Source organism: Campylobacter insulaenigrae NCTC 12927 (genome assembly GCF_000816185.1).
Lineage (GTDB): Bacteria > Campylobacterota > Campylobacteria > Campylobacterales > Campylobacteraceae > Campylobacter_D > Campylobacter_D insulaenigrae.
Genome location: NZ_CP007770.1, coordinates 837,241 through 862,205 on the forward strand (window position 1 = coordinate 837,241; position 24,965 = coordinate 862,205).

A 24,965-nucleotide genomic window follows, 5' to 3' on the forward strand; every position below is an offset into this window, starting at 1 on the left:
TTGTCCTAATATATTACAAAACGAAACATTTTTTTGGGTTTTTATTCTGAGACTAAAACTATATTATGGTATAAATTTATATTTTTAAGCAAGGCTAATCTTGCTCTATTAAGTTCTTGTAAAGAATTTATCAATAAAGCATCTGCATCAAGATAATCTTTAAGCTCATTGCGTCCTAATTTGTATTTATTAAAATACAATTGTGTAATTTTTTCTTGATTAATATAATTTTCTTCCATAATTTCTAGCAAAGAATTGTAATATTGATCATTTTTATAGCATAAATTAAAATTATTTAAATTCTTTTGCAAAGCATCTTTGTATTCTAAAACTCTAATATTGTATTCATATTCTGAAATTTTTACATTTTTTCTTACTCTATAAAAATCCAAAAAAGGAAGATCAATTACCACATTGCCACCAAGCATTAAAAATTTAAAACTATCATTGATTGTTTCATCTTTACCATCTAATCTACCAAGTATTTTCACACTTGGCAAAATACTCTTTTGTATACTAAAATAATTTTTATAAGATGAATTAAGAATATTGAATTTAGCTTGAATCTCTGGAGTAAAAGAAAGCATTTTTAAGTCTATATCAAAATCTATTTTTTCTATAAAAAAATCATCTAATTTATAAGAAAAAAGTTCATCAATCAATTTTTCATTATTATAACCTAGTAGATCTTTTAAATTTTTTATCACAGCTTCCTTATTTTGAAGATTTATTGTGATATTTTGCTTAGTGTTAAGAAGAGATTTTTTTATATTTAAAAGATCAATATATTCTACTTTACCATAATCAAATTTTGTAGTGTAAATTTCTAACATTTGTTCAAGATTTTTAAGATGATGGTGTAATAAAACATCAACATCATTAAAATAAACTAATTCAAAAATAGAATTTAAAGTAAGATTTACAACATCAAGTTTCATTTTTTGCAACTCATATTCACTTGCTTTAACCAAAAAATTAGATGATGCAATTTGATCAGAAATTTTTGCATATAAATCAAGTTCATAATTTAGCATTAAACCATTAGAAAAACCGCTATTTTCCATACCATTTTTTAAATTTTTATTAATATTTACCCCTAAATCTCCGCTCAAGGTTGGATATAAATCTAATTTTAAAAGTTCATATTTTGTTAAAGAACTTAAAAGATTAATTCTTGCTACATTCAAATCCTTATTATTATCAATAACAATCTGTAAAATTTGATTTAAAATTTTATTATTATACTTTTGCCACCAAGGATAACTTGCATTAAAATCTTTAAATATTTGTTGTGAAATTTGTTCTTGATGAATCTGTTCTAATTTTATACTAGCACAAGCACTTAATAACAAAACTAAAAAGGCAATAATAGAAAATTTCATTTTATTCCTTTGAAAGTGCATTGATAGGATTTAAATTCGCAGCATTTTTTGCTGGAAAAAATCCAAAAATAAGTCCAATAAAAACTGAACTCAAAAGCCCTAGTAATACTGAATTTAAAGAAAGTATCATAGTAAATCCTAATTGTAAAGAATTAAATATTTCTATTATCACAAAAGAAAGTATTACTCCTAAAAATGCTCCAAAAGAACAAATTAAAACAGCTTCTATTAAAAATTGCATCAAAATGTCTTCTTTTCTAGCACCAATAGCCATTCTAACGCCAATTTCCCTTGTTCTTTCGCTCACAGAAACTAGCATAATATTCATAACGCCTATACCACCAACTATTAAAGAAACTATAGCTATAGATGAAATAAGCAAAGTCAAAGTGGCTGTATTTTCTTCTATTTTTTGCTTAATCTTATCCAAATTTATGGTAAAAAAATCTTTCTGTCCGCGCTTAATTTTTAAAATTTTTACTATAGCTTCTTCGGCCAATGTAGGATTAACTTCATCTTTTACCTTAGTTACAATCATTCTTATTTGCTTATCGCCTGTAATTTTATTCATTAATGTCGTATAAGGAGTATAAATTTTTATAGTATTATCATCTACAGCAATTTCATTTTTTTCTTCTTTTTTAGAAACTCCAACTACAATCAATGGTTGTTTATTGAAAATGATACTTTTACCCAAAACACGATCTGAAGTTATATTGTTGAATAAAATTTTTAATGCGTTTTCATCTACGATACAAATATTTGTATTATCTTTAATATCTTCATCATTAATAAATCTTCCACTCACCATAATAGAGCTATCAAGCTTTAAATGGTTTGGTCCAACACCTCGAATTCGTGCTTGTAAAGAATTATTCTTATAAGTTACAACTCCCATCTTGCTAGTCTCAGCTTCTACTGCATCTAAATATGGTAATGAACTTAAAGTTTTTAAATCACTTAAATTCAATCTTGTTTTTCCAGATCGTATATCCCCTAAGCCTTTTCCTGAAACAATCTCTATAGTATTAGTTCCAATAGAATTAATGGAAGCTAAAATCTTCTTTTGCGCACCAAGTCCTAAAGCTACCACACAAACTACAGAAGCTATACCAATAATAATGCCAAGCATAGTAAGCAAAGAACGTAATTTATGAGCTACAATAGAAGCAACAGACATACTAAAACTTTCCAAAAGTTGATTTTTTAATAAAGATAAATTCTTCACCTCTTTAGTTATTGTTTTTTTAGTAATTTTTCTAATTTCTTTTGGAAAACTATCACTTAGTATTTGCCCATCTTTAATTTCTATAATTCTCTTAGCTTTAGCAGCTATATTTGGATCGTGAGTAACTAATACTATAGTATGACCTTGCTCATTAAGCTTTTTTAAAATATCTAAAACAATCTCTCCGCTTTTAGAATCAAGTGCACCAGTTGGTTCATCTGCTAAAATTAACTCTCCACCATTTATCAAAGCTCTAGCAATAGAAACTCTTTGCTGCTGTCCTCCACTTAATTCATTAGGTTTTGATAATTCCTTATGTTCAAGTCCTAAAAATGAAAGCAATTCTTTAGATTTTATAAAACGCTCATTTTTATTTTTTCCAGCATACACAGCAGGTAAAGCAACATTATCTCTAGCATTTAAAAGATTTAATAAATTATAGCGTTGAAAAATAAAGCCTATTTTTTCTCTTCTAAGTCTTGCTTTTTCTTCTTTTGAGGCAGTATTTACTTCATAATTATCTAAAAAATATTTTCCACTACTTGGTTCATCAAGAGTACCTATAATGTTTAAAAGAGAAGTTTTTCCACTACCTGATTGACCAATAATAGCTACAAATTCACCCTTTTGTATATTTAGACTAATATTATCTAAGATAACAGTATCGTTAATCTTTTTATAAATATTTTTTAAAAGTATCATTTTTTATTTTTGCCTATAATTACCAAATCACCTTCATTTATTCCCTCTACAATTTGGGTATTTAAATTATCTTTAATACCTAATTTAACAGGTTTTTTAATAATATTTTTATTATCTTTTAAAATTTCCATATAATAACCTTCAGTATCGTTTTTAATCGCCAAGGTGGGAACCACTAGAACATTCTTCTGTGTTTTAATAGCAATTTCATTTTCCGTGCTCATTCCAATACGTAAAAAATTATTATCATTTTTAACAAAAACTCTAGCGTAATAATATACAGCACTAGCACTAGAATTTAAATTCGAATTTAAATTTGTATTGCTTGTTGCATCAGTAATTGTAGTATTTGCTGGATCTATACTTGAAATAATAGCCTCAAACTTTTTTTCAGGTTCATTTAAAATATTAAATTTAACACTTTTACCCACACTAATTTTATTAATGTCAGCTTCAGCTATTTGCATACGAATTTCCATTTCACTCAAATCAGCCAAACGCACTATACTTGGAGTATTTTGATTTGCATTAACCGTCTGACCTTCTTCTACTGCTATATTTATGATTTCACCTTTACTAGGTGCAACTATGGTAGTATAAGCTAAATCTTTTTGTGCGTTTTTTAATGAAATTTCTAATTGAGTTGTTTGAGCATTTAAGTCAGCTACACTAGCTTTTAAAGCATAAAAATTATTTTTCAAATTTTCAAGACTTTCTAAAGAAGTAGCTTTTTTTTCATAAAGCTTTTGCTCTCTTGTGTATTGTTTTAAAGCAATATTTAAAGCGATTTTTTTACTTTCTAAATTTGCTTTTGCACTTTCAAGTTGAGCTTTAGTTATATCTAGATCATTTTGTTGTTTGTCTTTATCAATTTGAGCTATTAAATCCCCTTCTTTTACATAATCACCTAATCTTACATAAAGTCTTGTAATTTGTCCACTAACTTGTGCTCCAACATCTACTTGAGTTTTTGCATATACTTCTCCTATTGCCTCTATGCTTTGAGTGATATCTCGTTTTTTTACTTCATAAGTTAAATAATTGAATTCATCTTTATTGTAAAAATAATAATAAACTCCAACTTCAATTAAAATTATAAGTAATATCAAATAAGCAATTTTCTTAATCAAAAAAATCTCCTAAGTCATCTTAAAGTAAAATTGTATTCAGTAAAAATTAATTGTGCAATCTTATCAAGCTTCATTTAAAGTATAAATATGTATTATTAAGTATAATATTTTTAAATGCAAAACGAGGAATTAAAATGAAAGCTGACTATTTAAAACTTATGGAAGAAAGATCTTCTATCAAAGCTTATACAAACAAAAATATACCCAAAAAAGATTTAGAATATATTTTAGAATGTGCTAGATTATCGCCTAGCTCTTTAGGATTAGAACCTTGGAAATTTTTAGTATTTCAATCTCAGAAAAAAAAAGAAGAACTTTCTAAAATAGCATATAATCAAGCACATGTAGCAGAATGTAGTGCCGTGATTGTTATAGTATCAAGAGCTGATTTTGCAAATTATTTTAAAGAAAAAATTCAATCAAAAAAATTAAGTGAGGAGGTTTATAATAAAGTCATCACAACTTATACTCCTTTTGTTGAAAATATGTCTCTTGAGGAAAAATTTATTTATGCTAAAGAACAAAGCTATATAGCATTGGCTAATATCCTTAATGCAGCTCATAGCTTGAATTTAGGATCTTGTGCAATAGGTGGTTTTAACAAAGATCAAATCAATGAATATCTTAAACTTGATACAAACAAAGAAAGAGTTTCTGTACTAGTTACATTAGGATATGCAAATACTGATACAAAATCTCATAAAGTCCGTTTTAATTTTGAAGAAGTTATAGAATTTAAAGACTAATAACAATCAGCTACTTGAAAAACATTTTATACACACAAAAATCAAAGGATCTTTAATGCAAAATAATTTTTTAAAATTTTGTGGTATTTTACCTTTTTTAGCAGTAGCTTTTATAAATGCTTTTGTTGATTTAGGTCATAAAATTATCATTCAAAATACCATATATAAAGTTTATGAAGATAATACTCAACTTTTTCTAAGTGCTATAGTAAATACATTAATGTTACTTCCTTTTATACTTATGCTATCTCCTTCTGGGTTTTTAGCAGATAAATTTCCAAAAAATAAAATTATGAAATTGTCTGCATATTTTTCAGTAGGCTTAACATGTATCATTTGTTTATGCTACTACTTAGGGGCATTTTGGCCTGCTTTTATAATGACTTTTATTATGGGAATACAATCTGCTTTATATTCTCCGGCTAAATATGGCTTTATTAAAGAATTGGTAGGAAAAGAATTTTTAGCTATGGGAAATGGAGCCATAAATGCTGTTAGCATAGTGGCTATTTTATCTGGTATGGCCATATTTTCTCTCAGCTTTGAATTGCTTTTTAAACCAAATTTTACAGATGAATCTGATATTTTACAACAAATAGCACCTCTAGGCTTAGTGTTAATTATTTTTGCTTTAATTGAACTTTTTTTAGCCTATAAACTTCCTCAACTAAAAGAAGAGGATTTAAATTTAAAATTTGATAAAAAACAATACTTTCAAGGCAAGCTTTTAACAAATAATTTACAGGCTATTTTTAAAAATAAAACTATACGACTTTGCATAATTGGAATTTCTTTATTTTGGGCTATATCACAACTTTTTTTAGTGGCCTTTCCTGTTTATGCAAAAAATGAGCTCTTTATAGAAAACACCTTTTATGTACAATGCACATTAGCCTTTTCTGGAATAGGTGTTATTATAGGCTCATTAATTGCTGGAAAATTTTCTAAAAATTATATAGAATTAGGTCTTGTACCACTGGGAGCATTAGGAATTTTCTTAATGAGCGTATTTGTACCTTATTTAGAAACATTATCAAGCTATGCTGTAGTATTTTTTATCTTTGGATTGTGCGGTGCATTTTTTATCATACCTTTAAACTCGCTCATACAATTTCATGCTAAAGAAAATGAACTAGGAAAAGTTTTAGCAGGTAATAATTTCATACAAAATATTTTTATGCTTGCTTTTCTTTTCATTGCAACCTTTGGAGCATTTTTCAAAATAGATATTACATATCTTTTCTATTTTATTATACTTGTGGCATTTTTTGGAAGTTTATATGTACTTTCTAAACTTCCTTTTTCTCTAGTACGCTTACTTATGAGTATTGCATTTATCCAGCGCTATCGTTTGTTAGTTGAAGGTTTTGCAAATATACCTGAAAAAGGCGGGGCATTATTATTAGGCAATCATATTTCTTTTATAGATTGGGCTATTGTTCAAATGGCTATACCTAGAAAAATTTATTTTGTTATGGAAAAAAGCATTTATTCTAAATGGTATATTAAATTTTTTCTTGAACATTTTGGTGTTATACCTGTTTCAAGTAGTTCTAGTAAATCTAGTTTAGAACTTATAGCTAAACATATCAAAGATGGTAATTTAGTATGCCTTTTCCCTGAAGGAATACTTTCAAGACATGGACAGCTAAATGAATTTAAAGGTGGCTTTGAGCTTGCTTGTTCAAAATTAGAAGAAAATGATGGAATAATTTTACCCTTTTATATCAGAGGCCTTTGGGGAAGTGCTTTTTCGCGTAGCGATGAAGAATTCTCAGCAAGAAATCGCAAATTAAACAAAAGAAAAATAGCTATTGCTTTTGGAAAAGGCTTGCCTTTACATTCTAAAAAAGAAACTGTTAAAGCTAAAGTTTTCGAGCTTTCTTTTATTGCTTGGAAATCTCAATGTGAAAGTATGCATACTATAGCAAGAGCGTGGATTGATAATGCTAAAAGAAATTTAAACAAAATTGCGATCATCGATCCTTTAGTAGGAGCTTTTACTTATAGAAAGATGCTTGCTTTAAGCTTAATATTAAGCTCATTTATTAAAAATAAATCCTATAAATTAAATATCCAACCTAAACAGATAAATTATGGTCCAAAAGAAGAGTGCGTAGGTATTTTATTACCTGCTTCTATGGCAAGTTCGCTTTGCAACCTAAGTATTTTACTTGCAAATAAAATCGTAGTAAATTTAAATTTTACAGCAGGAATTAAAGCTATTAATTTGGCTATTGAAAGTTCTGAAATTCGTCAAATTTATACTTCTAAAAAATTTCTTGAAAAACTAGAAAATAAAGGAATTAAATTAGATTTTGATTCCAAAGTAAAACTCATTTTTATGGAAGATGTTATAGCTAATTTTAAAAATCAAAAAATTAAAATTGCTACAATCTTAACACTAATTAGCATCTTACCTAGCTTTTTAATAAAGACTATTTTTGCGCCTAATAAATGCAATCTTGCTATAGCTGCAATTTTATTTAGTAGTGGTAGCGAGGGGACACCAAAGGGTGTTATGCTAAATAATCGTAATATTTTAAGCAATATAGCTCAAATTTCAGATGTATTATGCCCCAAAGATGATGATGCGATTTTATCGTCATTACCACCTTTCCATGCTTTTGGTTTAACCGTAACAACTTTTTTACCTTTACTAGAAGGTATTAAGAGTATAACTTTTGCCGATCCAACAGATGCCTTAGGTGTAGCAAAAGCAATAGTTAAAAATAATGTTAGTATTATGTGTGGCACTTCAACATTCTTAGGAATTTACGCAAGAAATAAAAAACTCGATGCGATAATGTTTGAAAGCTTAAGAATTATCGTATCTGGAGCGGAAAAATTAAAAAGCGAAGTTAGAAGCGCATTTGAAATGAAATTCAAAAAACCTATTTTTGAAGGTTATGGAGCTACTGAAACAACTCCTGTAGCAAGTGTTAATTTACCCAACAAATTTGATCCTGTTTATTGGGTACTACATCGTGCAAATAAAGAAGGAAGTGTCGGAATGCCTTTACCAGGAAGCGCTATACGCATAGTAGATCCATCCACTTACAAAAGTCTAAATCACGGTGAAGATGGCTTGATACTCATTGGTGGTCATCAAGTAATGGTAGGATATTTAGGAAATAAAGAAAAAACAGAAGAAGTTATTAAAGAATTTGAAGGTATACGCTGGTATAACACAGGTGATAAGGGCCATGTTGATGAGGATGGATTTTTATATATAGTAGATCGATATTCTCGTTTTGCAAAAATTGGTGGAGAGATGATTTCTTTAGGTGCTTTAGAAGAAGAAATTGCTAAATTCATCAATACTGAAATAGTAAAATTTTGTGCTGTAGCCTTAGAAGATGAAAAAAAGGGTGAAATAATATATCTACTCATAGAATGTCAAGAGCAAAATTTTGAGGGCATTATCGAAACTATTAAAAATTCTAATATGCCTGCCATTTTTAAACCAAGTAAATATTATAAAGTAGATCAAATTCCTCTTCTAGGTTCGGGTAAGGTAGATTTAAAAGGTGCTAAAGAATTAGCAAAAACTTTAATTTGATTCATTTTCCAAAGTGATTATTCACTTTGGAAAATTTTACAAACTATTTCTTTTTGTCTTATAATCATATTCCTTTTCAAAAACTACAACATTATTTTCTTGCACTTTCATATTTCCTTTAATATAAAAATACTCTTTATCACTTGTTTGTGTTAAGATAATATCTGTATCTATCATACAATTTTCACGCCCTATTTTCATTTTTTGCAAAATAGTGTATTTAGCACTTAAAGGATCGTTATTTTGAAGACTAAGCTCTCTTCTTAAATTATGCTCTACCAAAACATCAACCTCATCAAATTTATAAACACCTTCTCCAAATACTCCACCAACACCATCTGTTACACAAGTCCATGTATCGCTTAAAATATCATAACTAATATTACGATCAACCCTACCATCTTTTAATAAAGTTAAAGGAGTCAATGGAGCACTTTGTGCTTGCATATTAATTTTATTGCAATCTGAACCTAAAAATTTAGGTATCATAAGTTCACACTGATGTAAATGTAAAGTCAAAGTTGAAACTTCTGGCATAGGCCAAAACATAGGCCAAAAAGTATTTGCTAAAGATAATCTTATTTTAGATCCTTTAGAAAACTTATAACCACACAAATCAAGTTTTAATTGTTTATGTATAAACTCTCCATCTTTTAGCAAATGAAGTTCTTCTTTATTATCATCTAAAGCTAAATTTAATACTCCATAGCTTACTCTTTTAACAAAGCCATCTTCTCTTACTTCACTAAGTTGTGCAAATAACATAGCTTTGTCTTTATCACTTGCAAGTTTTATATTTAACAAAGGAAAACCTAAGACATCTAAATCATCTTTTAAAATATCACTTTCAAAGACAACAGCTAAACCATCATCTAATCTTTGATCGCTTGGACTTTCTCCCAAAACTCCAGCTCCCATCCATTCTCCTGCTAACAAACCATGATTTTGCAAGGTGCTTATTTTTACAAAATCTTGTGATTTTTCATACGTTAATTTTTGAACATTTAAATAAAAATTTTCATATTGGATGTCTTTGTTTAAATCCTCCACTCCAACAAAACGACCTTCTATAAGTTGCGTTTTAGAATTTGGTCTCATACTATTTTCTATATAAGCTTGTATCATAGGACAATCAAGCACATCATTATCTATATTTTTTAGCCATTTATCCCACCATTTTAATGCTTCTTGTAAAAAACCCATAGCAGGTAAAGGCGCTCCATCGTGAGGATATACATGAGCCCAAGGTCCTATGATAGCTTTTCTTGGAACTTTTAAGCCTTGCATGAGAGTAAAAACTGGATTTGTATAAGAATCAGCCCAACCATCTAAAGCAAAAACAGGAACTTGTATATCATCATAATTTTCCCCAACAGATCCATGCTTCCAATAAGCATCTTTTAAAGTATGTTCAAGCCACAAAGCTGGCCACAATGGCATATTTTCAAGTCTATTTAGCCATTTATCTCTACCATTAGGATCAATTTTTGGATCAACAAAACGAGATTGATATGCAAGCATGATATTTCCCCACCAAAAATTATCATTAAGCAAACATCCACCTTTATAGTGAATATCTTCATTATATCTATCATCTGTAAAACCAACAACAATAATGGCTTTTAAATTTTTTGGTCTTCTTGCAGCCACTTGCAAAGAATTAAATCCTCCCCAAGATTTTCCCATCATACCTACATTGCCATCGCACCAATCTTGATTAGCAATCCATTCTATAACTTCCAATGCATCATCTTGCTCTTGTTTTAAATACTCATCTTTTAAAAGACCATCTGATTCTCCACTTCCTCTAATATCCACCCTAACAACAGCATAACCATTACCAGCAAAATATCCATGCATAGGCTCATCTCTAGTTCTTGTTCCATCGTTTTTTCTATAAGGAATGTATTCTAAAATTGCAGGAATTTTTTCCTTAGTTTGTGGTAACCATATTCTAGATGAAAGCATGGTGCCATCTTTTAATTTAATCCATGTATTTTCAATAACTTTTACTTCATATTCAAATTCTTTAATAATTTCTTTCATTTTGCTTCCTTTTGATTGTACTTTTTCATCCATATCATACAAAATATCACACCTAAAATAGCCATTGCTATCATAATGCTAAAATAAATATAATACCCCTTTACGCCTGGAAATCTATCAAGTAAATCTCCTGCTAACAAAGGGGAAAATATTTCTGGTAAATATCCAAAAGTAGATACTATACCAATCGCCATACCAGTTAAATGCATAGGAATTTTTCCTTCACTTAATAAAGAATAATAAATTCCAAAATTAGAATACATAGCAACATAAATTACCACACAGGCTGAAGTTAGAACACTCATTTGTAAAAAACCACTCAATTGTGAGCTCAACATCAAAAATACAACTCCAAATCCCATTAAAATAAATCCTATCATCATAATTTTAGCTTTTCCATATCCATCAGCTACAAAACCACCTATGGTAGATGAAATTGGACGAATATATTGTGCTAAAACTGTTAATATAGCAGCAAATACAGCAGAAGTACCTATAACATTACTAGCATATGGTGTAAAATAATAAAAACTCATATTAAAAAAATAAGTACAAAATGTAATTGCTACAACAAGCCAAAGAGCGGAATTTTTTATAAGTGTAATTAAATCTGCTAATTTCATTTTTTCACTTTTTTCTTCTATATTATCTTTTAAAAGGAAAAATAATAAAAATGCACTAGCAATGGGTGCTATAGAATAAAAAACAATTACCATCTGTATGCCTTGACCTGCAAGTGCTTTTGTTTGAAAATAACCAAAAATACTAGTAGCTATAGCTAAATGTATAGCTCCAACAACACCTCTACCACCTTCAAAAATTCCATAAGCTCTTGCTTGTTCTTTAGAATTAGCTAAACTTCTGACAACTTTCATCAACGAAGGCCAAAAAGTCAATAAAGAAGTAATACCCCATACGCCATAAATAATTAATAAAGCATTTAAGGAAGTAAAATATAAATGCAACAAACCCCCAAGCCCTGTAGCAACCAAAGAAAATAATAATAATTTTTTAGGAGCAAAACGATCGGCAAGATACCCACCTAGAGCATAAGAAAACAAACCAAGCAAACCATAAGCACTACCCAATAAACCCATTTCAAAATTATTTAAATGATAAAGTGACATATAATCATCATAATAATATTTTCTAAAATAAGGCAAGCCATAAATTATAGACCCACAAAAAGATAGCAATAACAAAGTAAAAAAATTGCTTCTTAAACTACGTTCTTCTTTTATCATATAAAATACCTCCTTTTTTATAATATATACAATTTTTTTTAATTTTTTATATATAAATAAATAAATTTTATGCAAAAAATATATTATTAGTATATTTTTTTCACATTTAATAAAATTTTTATATAAAAATTTAATCCAAAGTTAAAATACAATATAAAATTAAAATTTGTAATTTTTATCATTTATTATAAATTATTTGTTACATTTATGTTTTAATAAATTTTTTGAAGGAAAAACATGAAAATTTTTGATATGGTAGTTATCGGAGCTGGACCCGCTGGTATAGCAGCAGGTATTGAAGCAAAGATTAAAAATAAAGAAGTAATAGTTTTAGAAAAAACAGATGCAATTTGCCAGACTTTAGTTAAATTTTACAAAGAAGGTAAAAGAGTTGATAAAGCCTATAAAGGGTGTGATGGTACTAATTATGGACATATTAATTTTGAAGATGGAACAAGAGAAAGTACAATAAAAACTTTTGAAGATGCTATCAAAAAACACAATCTTGAAATTAAACTTTCAAGTGAAGTTGAAAGTATTAAACAAGATGGAGATAATTTTATAGTAAGCACTGCAAATGAAAATTATCTTTGTAAAAATGCTATCGTAGCCATAGGAAGGATGGGCAAACCAAATAAACCAAGCTATAGCTTGCCTATAACCCTAACTAAAATCATTAATTTTAATGCAAATTCTGCAAGCAAAGATGAAAAAATATTAGTTGTAGGTGGCGGAAATTCTGCTATAGAATATGCAATAGATTTAGCTAAAAATAACGATGTAACATTATGTTACAGAAGGGAAACTTTTTCAAGATTAAACGATATTAACCTTGAAGATATACAAAATGCTTTTCAAAATGGAAGTATAAAAGCAAAACTTGGCATTGATATCACCAGTGTAGAAGATGAAAATGCTAAAGCTAAAATCAATTTTACTAATGGAAGCGTAGAAATTTATGATCGCGTTATTTATGCTATAGGTGGCTCAACTCCTATTGATTTTTTACAAAAATGTCTTATTGAAGTAGATGAAAAAGGTGTGCCAAATTTCAATGAAAATAAAGAAAGTAACATTAAAGGATTATTTGTAGCTGGTGATATAGCTAGCAAAAATGGAGCTTCCATAGTTATAGGTTTAAATGACGCTTTCAAAATTTGTGATTACCTCTACAAATAAATGCTAAGACTTTTTCAATACAAAAAAGGCTATAGATACAACAATGATAGCCTTTTACTTTTTAATTTTTTTTCTCAACAAAATTTGCAAGGAAATATTTTGGATATAGGGTGTGGATGCGGAATTTTAGGTTTACTTACCAAACAGTACTTTCCAAAAACTCAAGTCTATATGCTAGATGTACAAGAAAAAAATATTCAACTTACCTATAGAAATTCTAAAGAAAACCAACTCGAAATTCAAACTATTTGCAAAGATTTTCTAGATTTTAAAAGCGATATTAAGTTTGATTATTTAATTTCTAATCCTCCATTTTATAAGCTAAATACTACAAAAAGTGAAAATTTACATTTAAATATTTCAAGATATCAAGAATTTATGCCGCTTGAAAAAATGATAAATAAAATAAATTCTTTAATAAAAACAAATGGAAAATTTTATATGTGCTATGATTGCTCTTTTACAGATGAAATTTGCTCATACTTATACAAATATAAAATCAAACCCACAAAAATACAATTTATACACACAAACGATAAAAAACCTGCTAGACTTGTATTAATTGAGGCTAAAAAAAATAGTAAAAGCCCCTTGCAAGTTCTTACACCAATATTTATGTATAAAAATGATATGCTTAGTGAAAATATAAAAGCAATTTATGATAAATTAGGGACAATTAGCTATGATATCTCATAAAGATTATAATTACACATTTAATGAAAATGCTTGCGAAAAGTGTGGTGGAAAATGTTGCACTGGAGATAGTGGTTATATATATGCATCTAGCGAAGAATTAGATAATATAGCAAAATTTTTAAATTTAAATTTTGAAGACTTTCAAAAAAACTACCTCATTAAAGTTGGATTTAAATTTAGTCTCAAAGAAGTAAGATATAAAGATGGTTATCGTTGTATTTTTTTTGATACAATACACAAGAAATGTCTTATTTATAAATATAGACCAAAACAATGCAAAACTTTCCCATTTTGGGAATACTTTAAAACACATAAAGAGGAGTTGAAAAAAGAATGTGTAGGAGTTTGCTTTCATTAATTTTAATCACTTTTTTTTATACTCATAGTTTTGCTAAAAATGAACAAGAAATTATCCAAGCCTTAATTTACGAAGACCACTCAGAATATAAGAATGCTTGCGATATTTACACGCAACTATTTGAAGATAGCAATGAAAGTATATATTTACAAAAAGCTTTATTTTTAGCTTTAAGTCACAATTTGCAACAAAAAGAAAAACTTTTAGAAACTTCGAAAGATTTTTTAAATTTAACTCCTATTATAAGATTACATGCTATTTACGCCTTTGAACAAGGCAATTATCAAAAAGCAGAAGAATACACTTTTAAACTCATCCAAGAAGAACAAAACTATAAAAATTACGAATTATTAGGTGATATTTATGCAAAAAAAGGACTTTTTACAAAAGCCATTGAAGCTTATAACCAAGCTTATGAAATCTTCGCATACGAAAATCTTTTATTAAAAATTACAGAGTTAAATATAAGAACAAAAAATATTAATCAAGCAAAAGAAAATTTAGAAAAATTTAGAAAAAATTACGGTTGCTCCTTAAATACTTGCACCCTGCTTTTAAAAATTTACCAAGATCAAAATAATACCCAAGCAAGTATGCAAATACTTTATGAATTGTACAAAATAAGCAATGACACTAGATATATCTACGCCATAATAGACCTATTAAATAAAGAAAAAAAATACACTCAAGCTTTAGATATTGCTCAAGAATATAATTTAAACACAGATATTAAGGTATATTTATATACTCAAATAAAAGATTATAGTAAAGCTTATAATTTAGCTTTAAAACAATACGAATTAGAAAAAAATAAAAAATACCTCGCAATGGCAGCCATATTAGAATTCGAAAATTATATGGATAAAAAAAATCAAAAAATTTTAGATAAAAAAAGGTTAGAATCTATATTAAAAAAATTTGAAGAAAGTGTTGATATACGCAGTGATTCTTTATATCAAAACTTTTATGGATATACTTTAATCGAATACGATATTGATGTAAAAAAAGGCATAGAATTAGTAGGTTGGGCTTTAGAGCAAGAACCAAATAACGCGTATTATCTTGATTCTTTAGCTTGGGGATATTATAAGTTAAAAGAATGTGATAAAGCTTATGATATTTTGCAAACAATTTTACAAGATAAAGACTTTGTAAATTCAGATGAAGGTAAAGAACATATAAAAGCTATTAAAAAATGTTTGAACAAGTAAATTTAGATTATTTTTTTAAAAAGACAAAAAAAATATTAGACCAAAAAAAGGAAATTTTTTCCTATGATATGCTTGGTAGAAGCTTGTCCTCTAATGCTTTTTATCCTAAAGATCTTTATTCTTTGTTATTAGAAAACAATCTTTCCACTATTTACTTTTCTAAAGAATTGGAAATAAAAGATAATAATTTTGATTGTATTATTTTACCAACTAGCAATTGTCAAAATTACGACATACAAAATTTAAGTTTATTTAGACGTTACAGTCAAAAGCCTATTATACAATTTGACTTCATTTTTGATGAATATCAAATTTTAGAAAGTCTAGTATATGGTTCAGATGCTTTTTATTTATTTCCAAAAATGTTAAAAGCATTAGAATTAAAAAAGCTTTATAATTTAGCTATTCATCTTGGTTTAGAGGCTATATTCTTTGTAGAAAATAAAAATGATATAAATCATTCTATATTAGCTGGAGCAAGAATTTTTCACATAGAAGATGAAAAACTCTTAAACTTTTTACCGAAAAATAAAGTTATTATAAGTAAAAATTTAACACATCTTCACGCCCGTATTAAGGAGTAATATGGATTATTTATATGCACCATGGAGAGAAATGTATTTTAACAATAAAGAAAAAAAAGATTGCCCTTTTTGTCATTGTACTGAAAATTTAAATGAAGACGAAAAACTAGGAGTGATTTTTAGAGCTAAATATTGTTTTGGCGTTATGAATAAATTTCCCTATAGTCCGGGACATTTTATGATTATACCTTATGAACATATAGAAAATATAGAAGATTTGAACGACGAAGCATGGATACAAATAAGTCATTTGGTAAAAATTGGTGTAAAAATTTTAAAAAGAGAATTATTTGCCAAAGGAGTTAATATAGGGATGAATTTAGGTAGTGCTGCGGGAGCTGGTATAGCACCTCATTGTCACTATCATTTAGTCCCAAGATGGAGCGGCGATACTAATTTTATCACCACTATAGCAAATACAAGAGTATGTGGAAATGACTTAAAAAAAATCTACAATAAGCTAAATAAGGCTTTTTTAACCTATGTTTAATGAGACAAATTACCATGAATTTCAAAATTTTTCTTTTGATTTGATTATTGATGCAAGAAGTCCTAAAGAATACAAACATTCTCATATAAAAAATGCTAAAAACTATTACGCACTAAATGATAAAGAATTTCAAGAAATTGGAAGTATTTATACAAAAAACAAAGGCTTGGCAAAAGCAAAAGGAGCAAGTTACATATGCAAAAATATGAGTTTTCATATTAAAAATATTTATAAACATTATAAGATCGGCTCTTTAATTGGAATTTATTGTGCTAGAGGTGGAATGCGTTCAAAATCCTTATCTTTAATACTTTCAGAAATAGGATATAGAGTTATAAGACTAGAAGGTGGATATAAAGCCTACAGAAATTATGTTAATCATTTTTTTACAAAAAAATTAGATATAAAATTTTATTGCTTATGTGGTAACACTGCAAGTGGAAAAAGTGATTTATTAAATTTATTAGAAAATTCTCTAAATTTAGAAAAATTAGCCAATCATCAAGGTTCAAGTTTTGGAAAAATATACGGAGAACAACCTAGTCAAAAATCATTTGATGATGAACTTTTTTATTTTTTAAAAAATTATCCCTATAAAACATGTTTCATAGAAGCTGAAAGTAGACAAATTGGAAATCTCACTCTACCTTTAAATCTATTTCAAGCTATGCAAGATGCAGAAAAAATTTGGTGTGAATGTTCGATTAAATCAAGAATTCAAAGAATTTTAAAAGATTATTCAAATATAGACAAGGACTTTTTTTATCATTGTGTTGAAAAAATCAGTCCTTATATAAGCAAAGATTTTAAAAATAAATTACAGCAAAATTATGAGCAATCTGACTTTGAAAACTGTGCTTTAATGCTTTTTAATTACTATGACAAAGTGTATAAAAAACCTAATATAATTCATCACTACATTAATACAGATGATATAAATTTGGCAAAAATAAAACTTATAAATTTACAAAACTAAAATTTTTATAAAAATCATAAAAATAATACTAGAAAGAATACTTGCCACCGGCAAAGTAATCACCCAAGCAAGGCCAATAGGTTTCATCATGCTCCACTTTGCATCTTTATTAAATACCCCTATTCCCAAAATCGCACCAATTAAAATATGCGTTGAACTTACCGGAATACCAAGTTGTGTAGCTAGAAGTATTACTATACTGGCACCAAGTTCAGCACTAAAACCCGTAGTTGGCTTAATTTCGGCTAATTTTGATCCAACAGTTTGAATAACTTCTTTTCCTAAAAACCAAAGTCCTATTACTAAAGCTATACCGAACATAAACATAACTGCAAATGGCACAGGTGAGCTTGGATTAATTGTATTATTTTTAAGCACATCTAAAATAGCTGCAAAAGGTCCAAGTGCATTTGCTATATCATTAGCTCCATGGGAAAAAGCAAAACTTGAAGCGGTAAAAATTTGAAACCATGAAAAAATTTTTTCTATAGTTTTATTCACTTCAGTTTTTTTCATCAATCGCACCACAGCTAAAGTAACTAGATAGAGATAATAGAAACTATCCATATATTCTGTATAAGATTCAAGGTAGATACATTATTTAAACCCTTAAACAAAAACATAGATGAAATCACCAATGCTGCTGTACATGCTACAAGCGGGACATGAAATTTCATTTTACTAAAAACATCAATATTTTTTTCTTTTTCTTTTAGTGCTTTAATTCTCAATTTATATTCACTTCTTTTCTCATCATCATCTAAAACAATAGCACTTAATTCTCGAATTTGCTCTTCATAAGTCTTATCTTTTAAGTTCTTAAAATATTCTTCTTTAAAAGCTTTTTTTTCTTTCTTAATTATTTTAATTTTAAGATTAATATCTATTGAAGGTTTTAAAATTTTTTTATAAATATAAGCATATATTAAATAAGCTGCTAAACCACCAAGCAAAGGAGAAATAATCCAACTTAAAACTATTTTATATATACCACTCCAATTTACCATAGAAAAAGCTTGATCTTGATTAAAAAATATAACTCCCATAGCAATACTTGAGCCAACTATACCACCTATAATACTGTGAGTAGTTGATACTGGAAGGCCTTTTTTGCTAGCTATAAAAAGCCAAATTCCAGAACTCAACAAAGCAGAAAGCATAACACAAACAAACACCATAGGATCTACCCCACTAGGCAAAACCACTATGCCACTTCTTATGGTATTTGTGACAGAGCCACCTGCAAAAATAGCTCCACTTAATTCAAAAACAGCGGCTATAATTAAAGCTTGTTTTATAGTTACAGTCTTAGCGCCAACACTAGTTCCAAAAGAATTTGCAACATCATTTCCTCCTATATTAAAGGCCATAAAAATTCCAAAAACACTAGCAAGGGCAAATAAAACTATAGCATTATTAGGAATATAATTATATCCCCATATAAAAAAACACACAACACTAACTATAAAGATAAAAAATGCAACTACATTATCCCTACTCAAATATACTCCTTCAGGATGAATTTCAAGATTATCATTTTAATGTATTTTACTTATTTTTTTCTTTGATTTTTAAAAATTGCAAAGCTGATTTGACAGCTTGAATATAACTTTTTAAATTTATTTTTTTATTTTGATATGCCATATCATATGCAGTCCCATGATCAACACTAGTTCTTATAATAGGCAAATTTAAACTCACATTAATACTTTTTTCAAAATATAAAGCTTTTAATGGTGCCAAAGCAAGATCGTGATACATGCTTACTAAATACTTACATTTTTGTAAAGCAAAAGGAGTAAAAGCCGTATCTGCAACCAAGGGATCTTTTATAAAAATATCTCTTTGTTGATTAAATACTCTTTCTTTTTCTTTCAAAAACATTTCATCTGTAAGTTCATTTAATTTTAAGCTCGTATCTTTCAAAGCAATATTAGCCATTCTAATGGATTTTATTATTTCTTTTTCTTCTTCTCCGCCTATAACGCCATTATCACTAGCATGAGGATTAAAACTTAAAACCCCTATGGGTTCAAAACGAGTGCATTGATAAAAATTAATAAGAAATTGTGCTAGTTTTAATGCTTTTATATGTTTATAAACATCTCGTAAAGCTATATGTTCAGTATACAAGGCTACAAAAAGCTCTTCGCAACCTAGCATCATAATTGCTTCTTTGTTAAAAAAATCTCGTAAAGCTTCTGTATGGCCTTTATATAAAATACCAGCCATTTGCCAAGTCTTTTTATTAATAGGCAAAGTAACTAATGCATCTAAATATTTACCTGTACATTTACTAGCTGCTTCAAAACTCAAAAAAGAATAAGCTCCGCTTTTAGCATCTAATTGTCTTGGGTATAAATCAAATTTTATATCTACTTCATTTTGCAACAAGCAAGTAAAGGTATAAATTTTATATTTTTTATCTTCTTGTTTTAAAGCAAATTTTGTTTTATGTCCATATGAAAATTCAACTATATTGATTTTTTCTTTACATTCAATATTTAAAAGACTTTTAGCCTTTATAAATAAATCATAATGAATAAAATAAAAAGGTTCGCAAATTTTTACAAGCTCGGTATGTGCTTGTAGTAAAATTTGCATACCTATACCATTTAAATCCCCTACACTAATGGCAATTTTTTTCATCTTTTAACCAAAGCTTTCATCCGCAAAATAGCTTCCCTTAATCCTACAAATACAGAATACGCTACTATACTTTGTCCTATATTAAGCTCACTAATTTCCGTAATATTTACAACATTTCTTACATTTTTATAATTTAGCCCATGTCCGGCTGCAATTTTCATCCCTAGATCATCAGCTAACTTGGCACTTTTTTTAAGTTTTACCAATTCTTCATTAAAAAGTGTTGTTAATTTATTTTTTTCTAGCATCAATTCATTAATAGCATACGAAGTTTGATTAATATTAGTATATAAAGCATTATAAATATTTGCATACTTACCAGTATGAAGTTCTATAAAATCAACATTTAATTCCTTTGATTTTTGAACATCATCTAAATTTGGATCAATAAACAAGGAAATTTCAATCTGAGCTTGTTTTAATTTCAAAATATTTTCTTTAAGCTTCTTACTATCAAGCTTTAATCCACCTTCAGTTGTTAATTCCTCTCTTTTTTCTGGTACTAAAGTTACACGATGTGGTTTGTATTTTAATGCATATTCTATCATATCAACAGAACACTCAAGATTTACAACACACTTGCAATATTTCAAAATATTTTCTAAATCATTTTCATTAGCATGCCTACGATCCTCTCTCACATGAATGGTTATTTGATCACTCAAAGATGAAGCTATCAAAGCAGCTTCTAATAAATCCGGATCATTTACCTTTCTAGCTTCTCTTAAAATTGCAATATGATCAATATTCACTCCTAAAAGCATAAGTTTTCCTTATATTTTTTTAGATATTATACTTTATTTTTAAGGAGTCTTGATATGCTAGGGATAGATATAGGTTCAAACACATTAAGAGCAATATTAATGGATCAAAATTATAATAAATTGCAAAGTGAAGAATTTATTATAGCTGCTGCTAAAAATATGCAAAATACAAATATTAATCAAGAAGCTATAAAAAGATTATTTTCTGCACTAAATAGTCTAAAAAACAAAAATTATAATTTAAAAAATGCTAAAGCAGTTGCAACCGCAGCTTTTAGAAAAGCAAATAATACAAAAGAAATTTTTGAAAAAATAAAAAATGATTTTGGATTAAAAATTGATTTGATAGATAGCAACACTGAAGCTTATTTGAGTATTTTAGGCATGAAAACAAGACTTCAAAAACTCAATCTTTTTAGAAAAGACTTTAATTATTGTGATTTAGGTGGTGCATCATGTGAAATTACTAATACAAAATTTAGTAAAAGTTATGATTTTGGCATTATAAGTTTTTATGAAAAAAATACTTTCAAACGATCTAAACACAATATTTTTGTTAATTTTTTTAAAAAAAATCCACAAAGATTAAAATTTATAAAAAACAAACAATTAAAATTACATTTTAATAATTTTCATCCTCATTTTAAGCAATTAGCGCTAGAAGCATTCAAAGAAGTTCAATATGCAAAAAAATCTCTAAAAAATAAATATATTGCATTAAATTCTGGAGTACCCACAACACTTTGTGCTTATAAACACGGAATTAAGTATATAGACTATACAGAAGAAAAAGTCAATGGAGCATTACTTACATCGAGAGATTTTTTGATTTTTGCTATAAAAATTTGGAATTTAGAACAAAAAAAAGCTAAAATTTACTTAGGAGAGAATAGAAAAAAATATTTAATTGCAGGTGCCTTACTTTTATATGCCTTGTTTGATAAAGAAAAACTCATAGTAGTTGATGATGGTGTAAGGGAAGGTGTTTGTATTGCTTATTTTAAAAATATCATTTATAAAGGAATATTATGAATTTGAAAGAAAAAATTTTGGAAGATATTAAAGATGCTATGCGTCAAAAAGATGATTTTAAAAGAAACACTTTAAGGACTTTGAGTGCTTGTTTTAAACAAATTGAAGTTGATGAAAGAATTGAACTTGATAATGAAAGAATATATAAAATTATTGCAAGCGAAATCAAAAAAAGAAATGAAGCAGCATTAGCTTTTAATAAAGGTTCAAGAGAAGATTTAGCTCAAAAAGAATTATTGGAAGTAGAAATTTTAAGCCAATACTTACCAAAACAACTTAGTGACGAAGAATTAGAAAACGAATTAAAAAAATTAATTACTACGTTGAAAATATCTTCTTTAAAAGAGCAGGGAATTCTAATGAAAGAAGCTAAGAATATTTTTAAATCAAGTGTAGATGGAAAAAGATTAAATGAAATGGTTAGAAAACTTTTATCATGAAAAAAATATTAGGATTGTGTGCATTAGTATTAAATTCTTTTGCTTATACACAATATGAGCTTCATCCTAGTTTTGATCAATATTTTCAAAATTGTTCACTATTGATGAATAAATATTATTATATTAATTGTTATGATTATGATTACAAAGGCACAAAGGCTATAGCTTATAGGCTAACAGCCGAAATTTTAAATCGACAGCATATTAAAAAACGTCCCAAATTTACAGAAGATACTAATATACCAAAAAAATATCGGACCTATTGGGAAGATTATATTAAAAGTGGATACACAAGAGGACATGTGGTTCCCAATCAATCTATGAATACAACACCCCAAGCTCAATTTAGTACTTTTTTAATGAGTAACATAACTCCTCAAAAAAAAGATATTAATAATGAAATTTGGAATGAAATTGAAAAAAGAGAAAGATATCTGGCAAAGAAAAATAAAGAATTAGAGGTTCTAAATTTAATTTTTTACGAAAAGAATCCTCAGCGTATTAAAAACAATATTGCAATCCCAAGTTTTTACGTAAAAATTTTAAAAGCAAAAACATACATAGAGTGCTATAAAGTACCAAACGATGATAATTTTGCAAGATTTAATAGGAATTATTTTAAGGAAGATTGTTCTAAGTACATAAAGTAGGTAAAAACCTACTTTATGCTTTTATTCTACTTCAGCATCAATGACATCATCATCTTTTTTCTTTTTATCTTCATTTGGTTTTTCATCTTTTTTATACATATTTTCTGCTAATTTATGAGAAACTTCACTTAATGTTTTCATTTTAGCTTCTATTTCCTCTTTACTTGCATTAGCATTTTTCAATGTTTCTTTTAATTCATCAAGTGCTTTTTGAATATTTGTTTTATCATCATCACTAACTTTATCACCAAGCTCATTTAAAGATTTTTCAACTTGATGCACTAAATTATCTGCAGAATTTCTCGATTCTACTGCTTCTTTACGTCTTTTGTCTTCTTCTTTATGAAGCTCTGCATCTTTCACCATATTATTAATTTCTTCTTCACTTAAACCACTTGAGCCAGTGATCTTAATTTCCTGAGCTTTACCAGTTGCTTTATCCTTGGCACTAACTGTTAAAATACCATTTGCATCTATATCAAAAGTCACTTCAATTTGTGGCATACCACGAGGTGCAGGTGGAATTCCTTCAAGATTAAAATTACCTAAAGATTTATTATCACGACTAAATTCTCTCTCCCCTTGTAAAACATTAATAGTAACTGCACTTTGATTATCCTCAGCAGTAGAAAAAGTTTGTTCTTTTTTCGTAGGTATAGTAGTTCCTTTTTCGATGATTTTAGTCATCACTCCACCTAAAGTTTCAATACCCAAAGAAAGTGGAGTTACATCAAGTAATAACACATCTTTAACATCACCTTTTATAACTGCACCTTGAATTGCCGCACCAATTGCTACAACTTCATCAGGATTTACTGATTTATTTAATTCTTTTCCAAAAGCTTTTTTAACTTCTTCTTGAACTAAAGGTACACGAGTAGATCCCCCAACCATAACAATTTCTTTAATTTCACTTTTTTCCAATCCAGCATCTTTTACCACTTCATTAATCTTACTAATAGTTTCAGACACTAACCCATCAATCATGCTTTCAAATTTAGCTCTTGTTAAAGTTTTAGTTAAGTGTTTTGGACCACTTGCATCAGCTGTAATAAACGGCAAATTAATATTGGTTTCATTTGCTGAACTTAATTCTTTTTTAGCATTTTCAGCTGCTTCTTTTAATCTCTGTAAAGCCATTACATCATTTTTAAGATCAATACCTGTTTCATCTTTAAATTCGTTTGCTAAAAAGTCAATTAGTTTATTATCGAAATCATCTCCACCTAAAAATGCATTACCACCTGTTGCCAAAACTTCTACAACATTATCACCCGTTTCAAGTACAGTAACATCAAATGTACCACCACCTAAATCATAAACTACAATTTTTTCACTTTCTTTTTTATCAAGCCCATAAGCTAAAGCAGCAGCCGTAGGTTCATTTATGATTCTAAGTACATTTAGTCCTGCTATAGTTCCAGCTTCTTTAGTAGCTTTTCTTTGTGCATCATTAAAATATGCAGGAACTGTAATAACTGCATCTTCTATTTTTTCTCCTAAAAATGCCTCAGCATCTTCTTTTAACTTCATCAATACCTTAGCAGAAATTTCTTGAGGAGTATAAATTTTTCCAGCTATTTCAATTGCACACGCACCATTTCTTTCTGTGATATGATACGGTAAACGATTTTTAGCTTCTTTAGCCGCTTCTTCATTTATCATAAGCCCCATAATTCTTTTAATAGAATAAATAGTTTTTTCAGGATTAGTAACAGCTTGACGCTTTGCACTATCTCCAACTAAAACCTCTCCTTTATCTGTAAAAGCAACAACAGAAGGTGTTGTATTTTTACCTTCTTTGTTTGGAATAACTTTACTTTCACCTCTTTCATACACACTCACACAAGAGTTTGTTGTTCCTAAATCTATACCTATAACTTTACTCATTTTTAT

General features: G+C 28.0%; 20 protein-coding genes and 1 pseudogene. 12 read left to right on the forward strand and 9 right to left on the reverse strand.

Annotated features, from left to right (window positions below):
• Positions 1 to 41: 41 nt before the first annotated feature.
• The 3 genes from CINS_RS04395 to CINS_RS04405 are packed head-to-tail and all read right to left on the reverse strand — an operon-like array spanning position 42 to position 4,442.
• Positions 42 to 1,382, reverse strand: coding sequence for a TolC family protein (locus CINS_RS04395; RefSeq protein ID WP_039650187.1), 1,341 nt, complete (start codon positions 1,380 to 1,382; stop codon positions 42 to 44).
• Position 1,383: 1 nt separating this feature from the next.
• Entirely contained in the window at positions 1,384 to 3,312 is a 1,929-nt protein-coding gene (locus CINS_RS04400) for a MacB family efflux pump subunit (protein WP_039650189.1), read from the reverse strand.
• The gene (locus tag CINS_RS04405; RefSeq protein WP_039650191.1) at positions 3,309 to 4,442 is read right to left on the reverse strand and encodes an efflux RND transporter periplasmic adaptor subunit; all 1,134 of its coding nucleotides are present in this window, start codon (positions 4,440 to 4,442) and stop codon (positions 3,309 to 3,311) included. Before CINS_RS04405 ends, CINS_RS04400 begins: the two co-directional genes overlap by 4 nt.
• 134 nt (positions 4,443 to 4,576) lie before the next feature.
• On the opposite strand from CINS_RS04405, the gene CINS_RS04410 reads away from it, so the two are divergent.
• Together CINS_RS04410 and CINS_RS04415 are read left to right on the forward strand one after the other, a co-directional pair.
• Positions 4,577 to 5,188, forward strand: a complete 612-nt coding sequence (locus CINS_RS04410; protein ID WP_039650192.1) for a nitroreductase — start codon at positions 4,577 to 4,579, stop codon at positions 5,186 to 5,188.
• A gap of 55 nt (positions 5,189 to 5,243) precedes the next feature.
• Complete coding sequence (locus tag CINS_RS04415; RefSeq protein WP_039650194.1) at positions 5,244 to 8,750, forward strand: 2-acylglycerophosphoethanolamine acyltransferase / acyl-acyl carrier protein synthetase; 3,507 nt, start codon at positions 5,244 to 5,246, stop codon at positions 8,748 to 8,750.
• A 36-nt stretch (positions 8,751 to 8,786) separates the two neighbouring features.
• Here the strand turns inward: CINS_RS04415 and CINS_RS04420 are convergent, their stop codons facing one another.
• Both CINS_RS04420 and CINS_RS04425 read right to left on the reverse strand, forming a co-directional pair.
• Positions 8,787 to 10,796 (reverse strand): CocE/NonD family hydrolase, encoded by a 2,010-nt coding sequence (locus CINS_RS04420; RefSeq protein ID WP_039651392.1) that lies wholly within the window; start codon positions 10,794 to 10,796, stop codon positions 8,787 to 8,789.
• The gene (locus CINS_RS04425) at positions 10,793 to 12,040 is read right to left on the reverse strand and encodes an MFS transporter (protein ID WP_039650197.1); all 1,248 of its coding nucleotides are present in this window, start codon (positions 12,038 to 12,040) and stop codon (positions 10,793 to 10,795) included. Before CINS_RS04425 ends, CINS_RS04420 begins: the two co-directional genes overlap by 4 nt.
• A 237-nt stretch (positions 12,041 to 12,277) precedes the next feature.
• Here CINS_RS04425 and CINS_RS04430 point away from each other — a divergent pair, with 237 nt between their 5' ends.
• The 7 genes from CINS_RS04430 to mnmH are packed head-to-tail and all read left to right on the forward strand — an operon-like array spanning position 12,278 to position 17,534.
• Positions 12,278 to 13,219, forward strand: coding sequence for an NAD(P)-binding domain-containing protein (locus CINS_RS04430; RefSeq protein ID WP_039650198.1), 942 nt, complete (start codon positions 12,278 to 12,280; stop codon positions 13,217 to 13,219).
• The gene (locus CINS_RS04435; RefSeq protein WP_039650200.1) at positions 13,220 to 13,915 is read left to right on the forward strand and encodes a tRNA1(Val) (adenine(37)-N6)-methyltransferase; all 696 of its coding nucleotides are present in this window, start codon (positions 13,220 to 13,222) and stop codon (positions 13,913 to 13,915) included.
• Positions 13,902 to 14,273, forward strand: coding sequence for a YkgJ family cysteine cluster protein (locus tag CINS_RS04440; protein ID WP_039650203.1), 372 nt, complete (start codon positions 13,902 to 13,904; stop codon positions 14,271 to 14,273). The genes CINS_RS04435 and CINS_RS04440 overlap by 14 nt, the downstream gene beginning before the upstream one ends.
• On the forward strand, positions 14,249 to 15,484 hold the full coding sequence (locus CINS_RS04445) for an ATP-dependent nuclease subunit B (RefSeq protein ID WP_126437489.1): 1,236 nt from the start codon (positions 14,249 to 14,251) through the stop codon (positions 15,482 to 15,484). The genes CINS_RS04440 and CINS_RS04445 overlap by 25 nt, the downstream gene beginning before the upstream one ends.
• Positions 15,469 to 16,068: a beta/alpha barrel domain-containing protein gene (locus CINS_RS04450; protein ID WP_039650205.1), complete on the forward strand. Its 600-nt coding sequence runs from the start codon at positions 15,469 to 15,471 to the stop codon at positions 16,066 to 16,068. The genes CINS_RS04445 and CINS_RS04450 overlap by 16 nt, the downstream gene beginning before the upstream one ends.
• 1 nt (position 16,069) lies before the next feature.
• Entirely contained in the window at positions 16,070 to 16,558 is a 489-nt protein-coding gene (locus CINS_RS04455) for an HIT family hydrolase, FHIT branch (RefSeq protein ID WP_039650208.1), read from the forward strand.
• On the forward strand, positions 16,551 to 17,534 hold the full coding sequence (gene mnmH / locus CINS_RS04460) for a tRNA 2-selenouridine(34) synthase MnmH (RefSeq protein ID WP_039650210.1): 984 nt from the start codon (positions 16,551 to 16,553) through the stop codon (positions 17,532 to 17,534). The genes CINS_RS04455 and mnmH overlap by 8 nt, the downstream gene beginning before the upstream one ends.
• Here the strand turns inward: mnmH and CINS_RS04465 are convergent.
• The 3 genes and pseudogenes from CINS_RS04465 to CINS_RS04475 form a co-directional block, all read right to left on the reverse strand.
• Positions 17,523 to 19,036 (reverse strand): annotated as a pseudogene (locus CINS_RS04465) (inorganic phosphate transporter). The gene mnmH and the pseudogene CINS_RS04465 overlap by 12 nt on opposite strands.
• 46 nt (positions 19,037 to 19,082) lie before the next feature.
• Entirely contained in the window at positions 19,083 to 20,183 is a 1,101-nt protein-coding gene (gene pdxA, locus CINS_RS04470) for a 4-hydroxythreonine-4-phosphate dehydrogenase (RefSeq protein ID WP_039650212.1), read from the reverse strand.
• Entirely contained in the window at positions 20,180 to 20,947 is a 768-nt protein-coding gene (locus tag CINS_RS04475; RefSeq protein WP_039650214.1) for a pyridoxine 5'-phosphate synthase, read from the reverse strand. Before CINS_RS04475 ends, pdxA begins: the two co-directional genes overlap by 4 nt.
• A 54-nt stretch (positions 20,948 to 21,001) precedes the next feature.
• Between CINS_RS04475 and CINS_RS04480 the strand changes: the two genes are divergently transcribed.
• From CINS_RS04480 to CINS_RS04490, 3 genes are read left to right on the forward strand one after another with little or no spacing between them, the layout of a single operon-like run.
• A complete protein-coding gene (locus CINS_RS04480; protein WP_039650216.1) occupies positions 21,002 to 21,979 on the forward strand; it encodes an exopolyphosphatase, Ppx/GppA family in 978 nt (325 codons plus the stop codon).
• The gene (locus CINS_RS04485) at positions 21,976 to 22,419 is read left to right on the forward strand and encodes a GatB/YqeY domain-containing protein (protein WP_039650218.1); all 444 of its coding nucleotides are present in this window, start codon (positions 21,976 to 21,978) and stop codon (positions 22,417 to 22,419) included. The genes CINS_RS04480 and CINS_RS04485 overlap by 4 nt, the downstream gene beginning before the upstream one ends.
• Positions 22,416 to 23,069: a DNA/RNA endonuclease G gene (locus CINS_RS04490; protein WP_039650221.1), complete on the forward strand. Its 654-nt coding sequence runs from the start codon at positions 22,416 to 22,418 to the stop codon at positions 23,067 to 23,069. Before CINS_RS04485 ends, CINS_RS04490 begins: the two co-directional genes overlap by 4 nt.
• A 21-nt stretch (positions 23,070 to 23,090) precedes the next feature.
• Here CINS_RS04490 and dnaK read toward each other — a convergent pair whose 3' ends face one another.
• A complete protein-coding gene (dnaK, locus tag CINS_RS04495; protein WP_039650223.1) occupies positions 23,091 to 24,959 on the reverse strand; it encodes a molecular chaperone DnaK in 1,869 nt (622 codons plus the stop codon).
• Positions 24,960 to 24,965 lie beyond the last annotated feature (6 nt).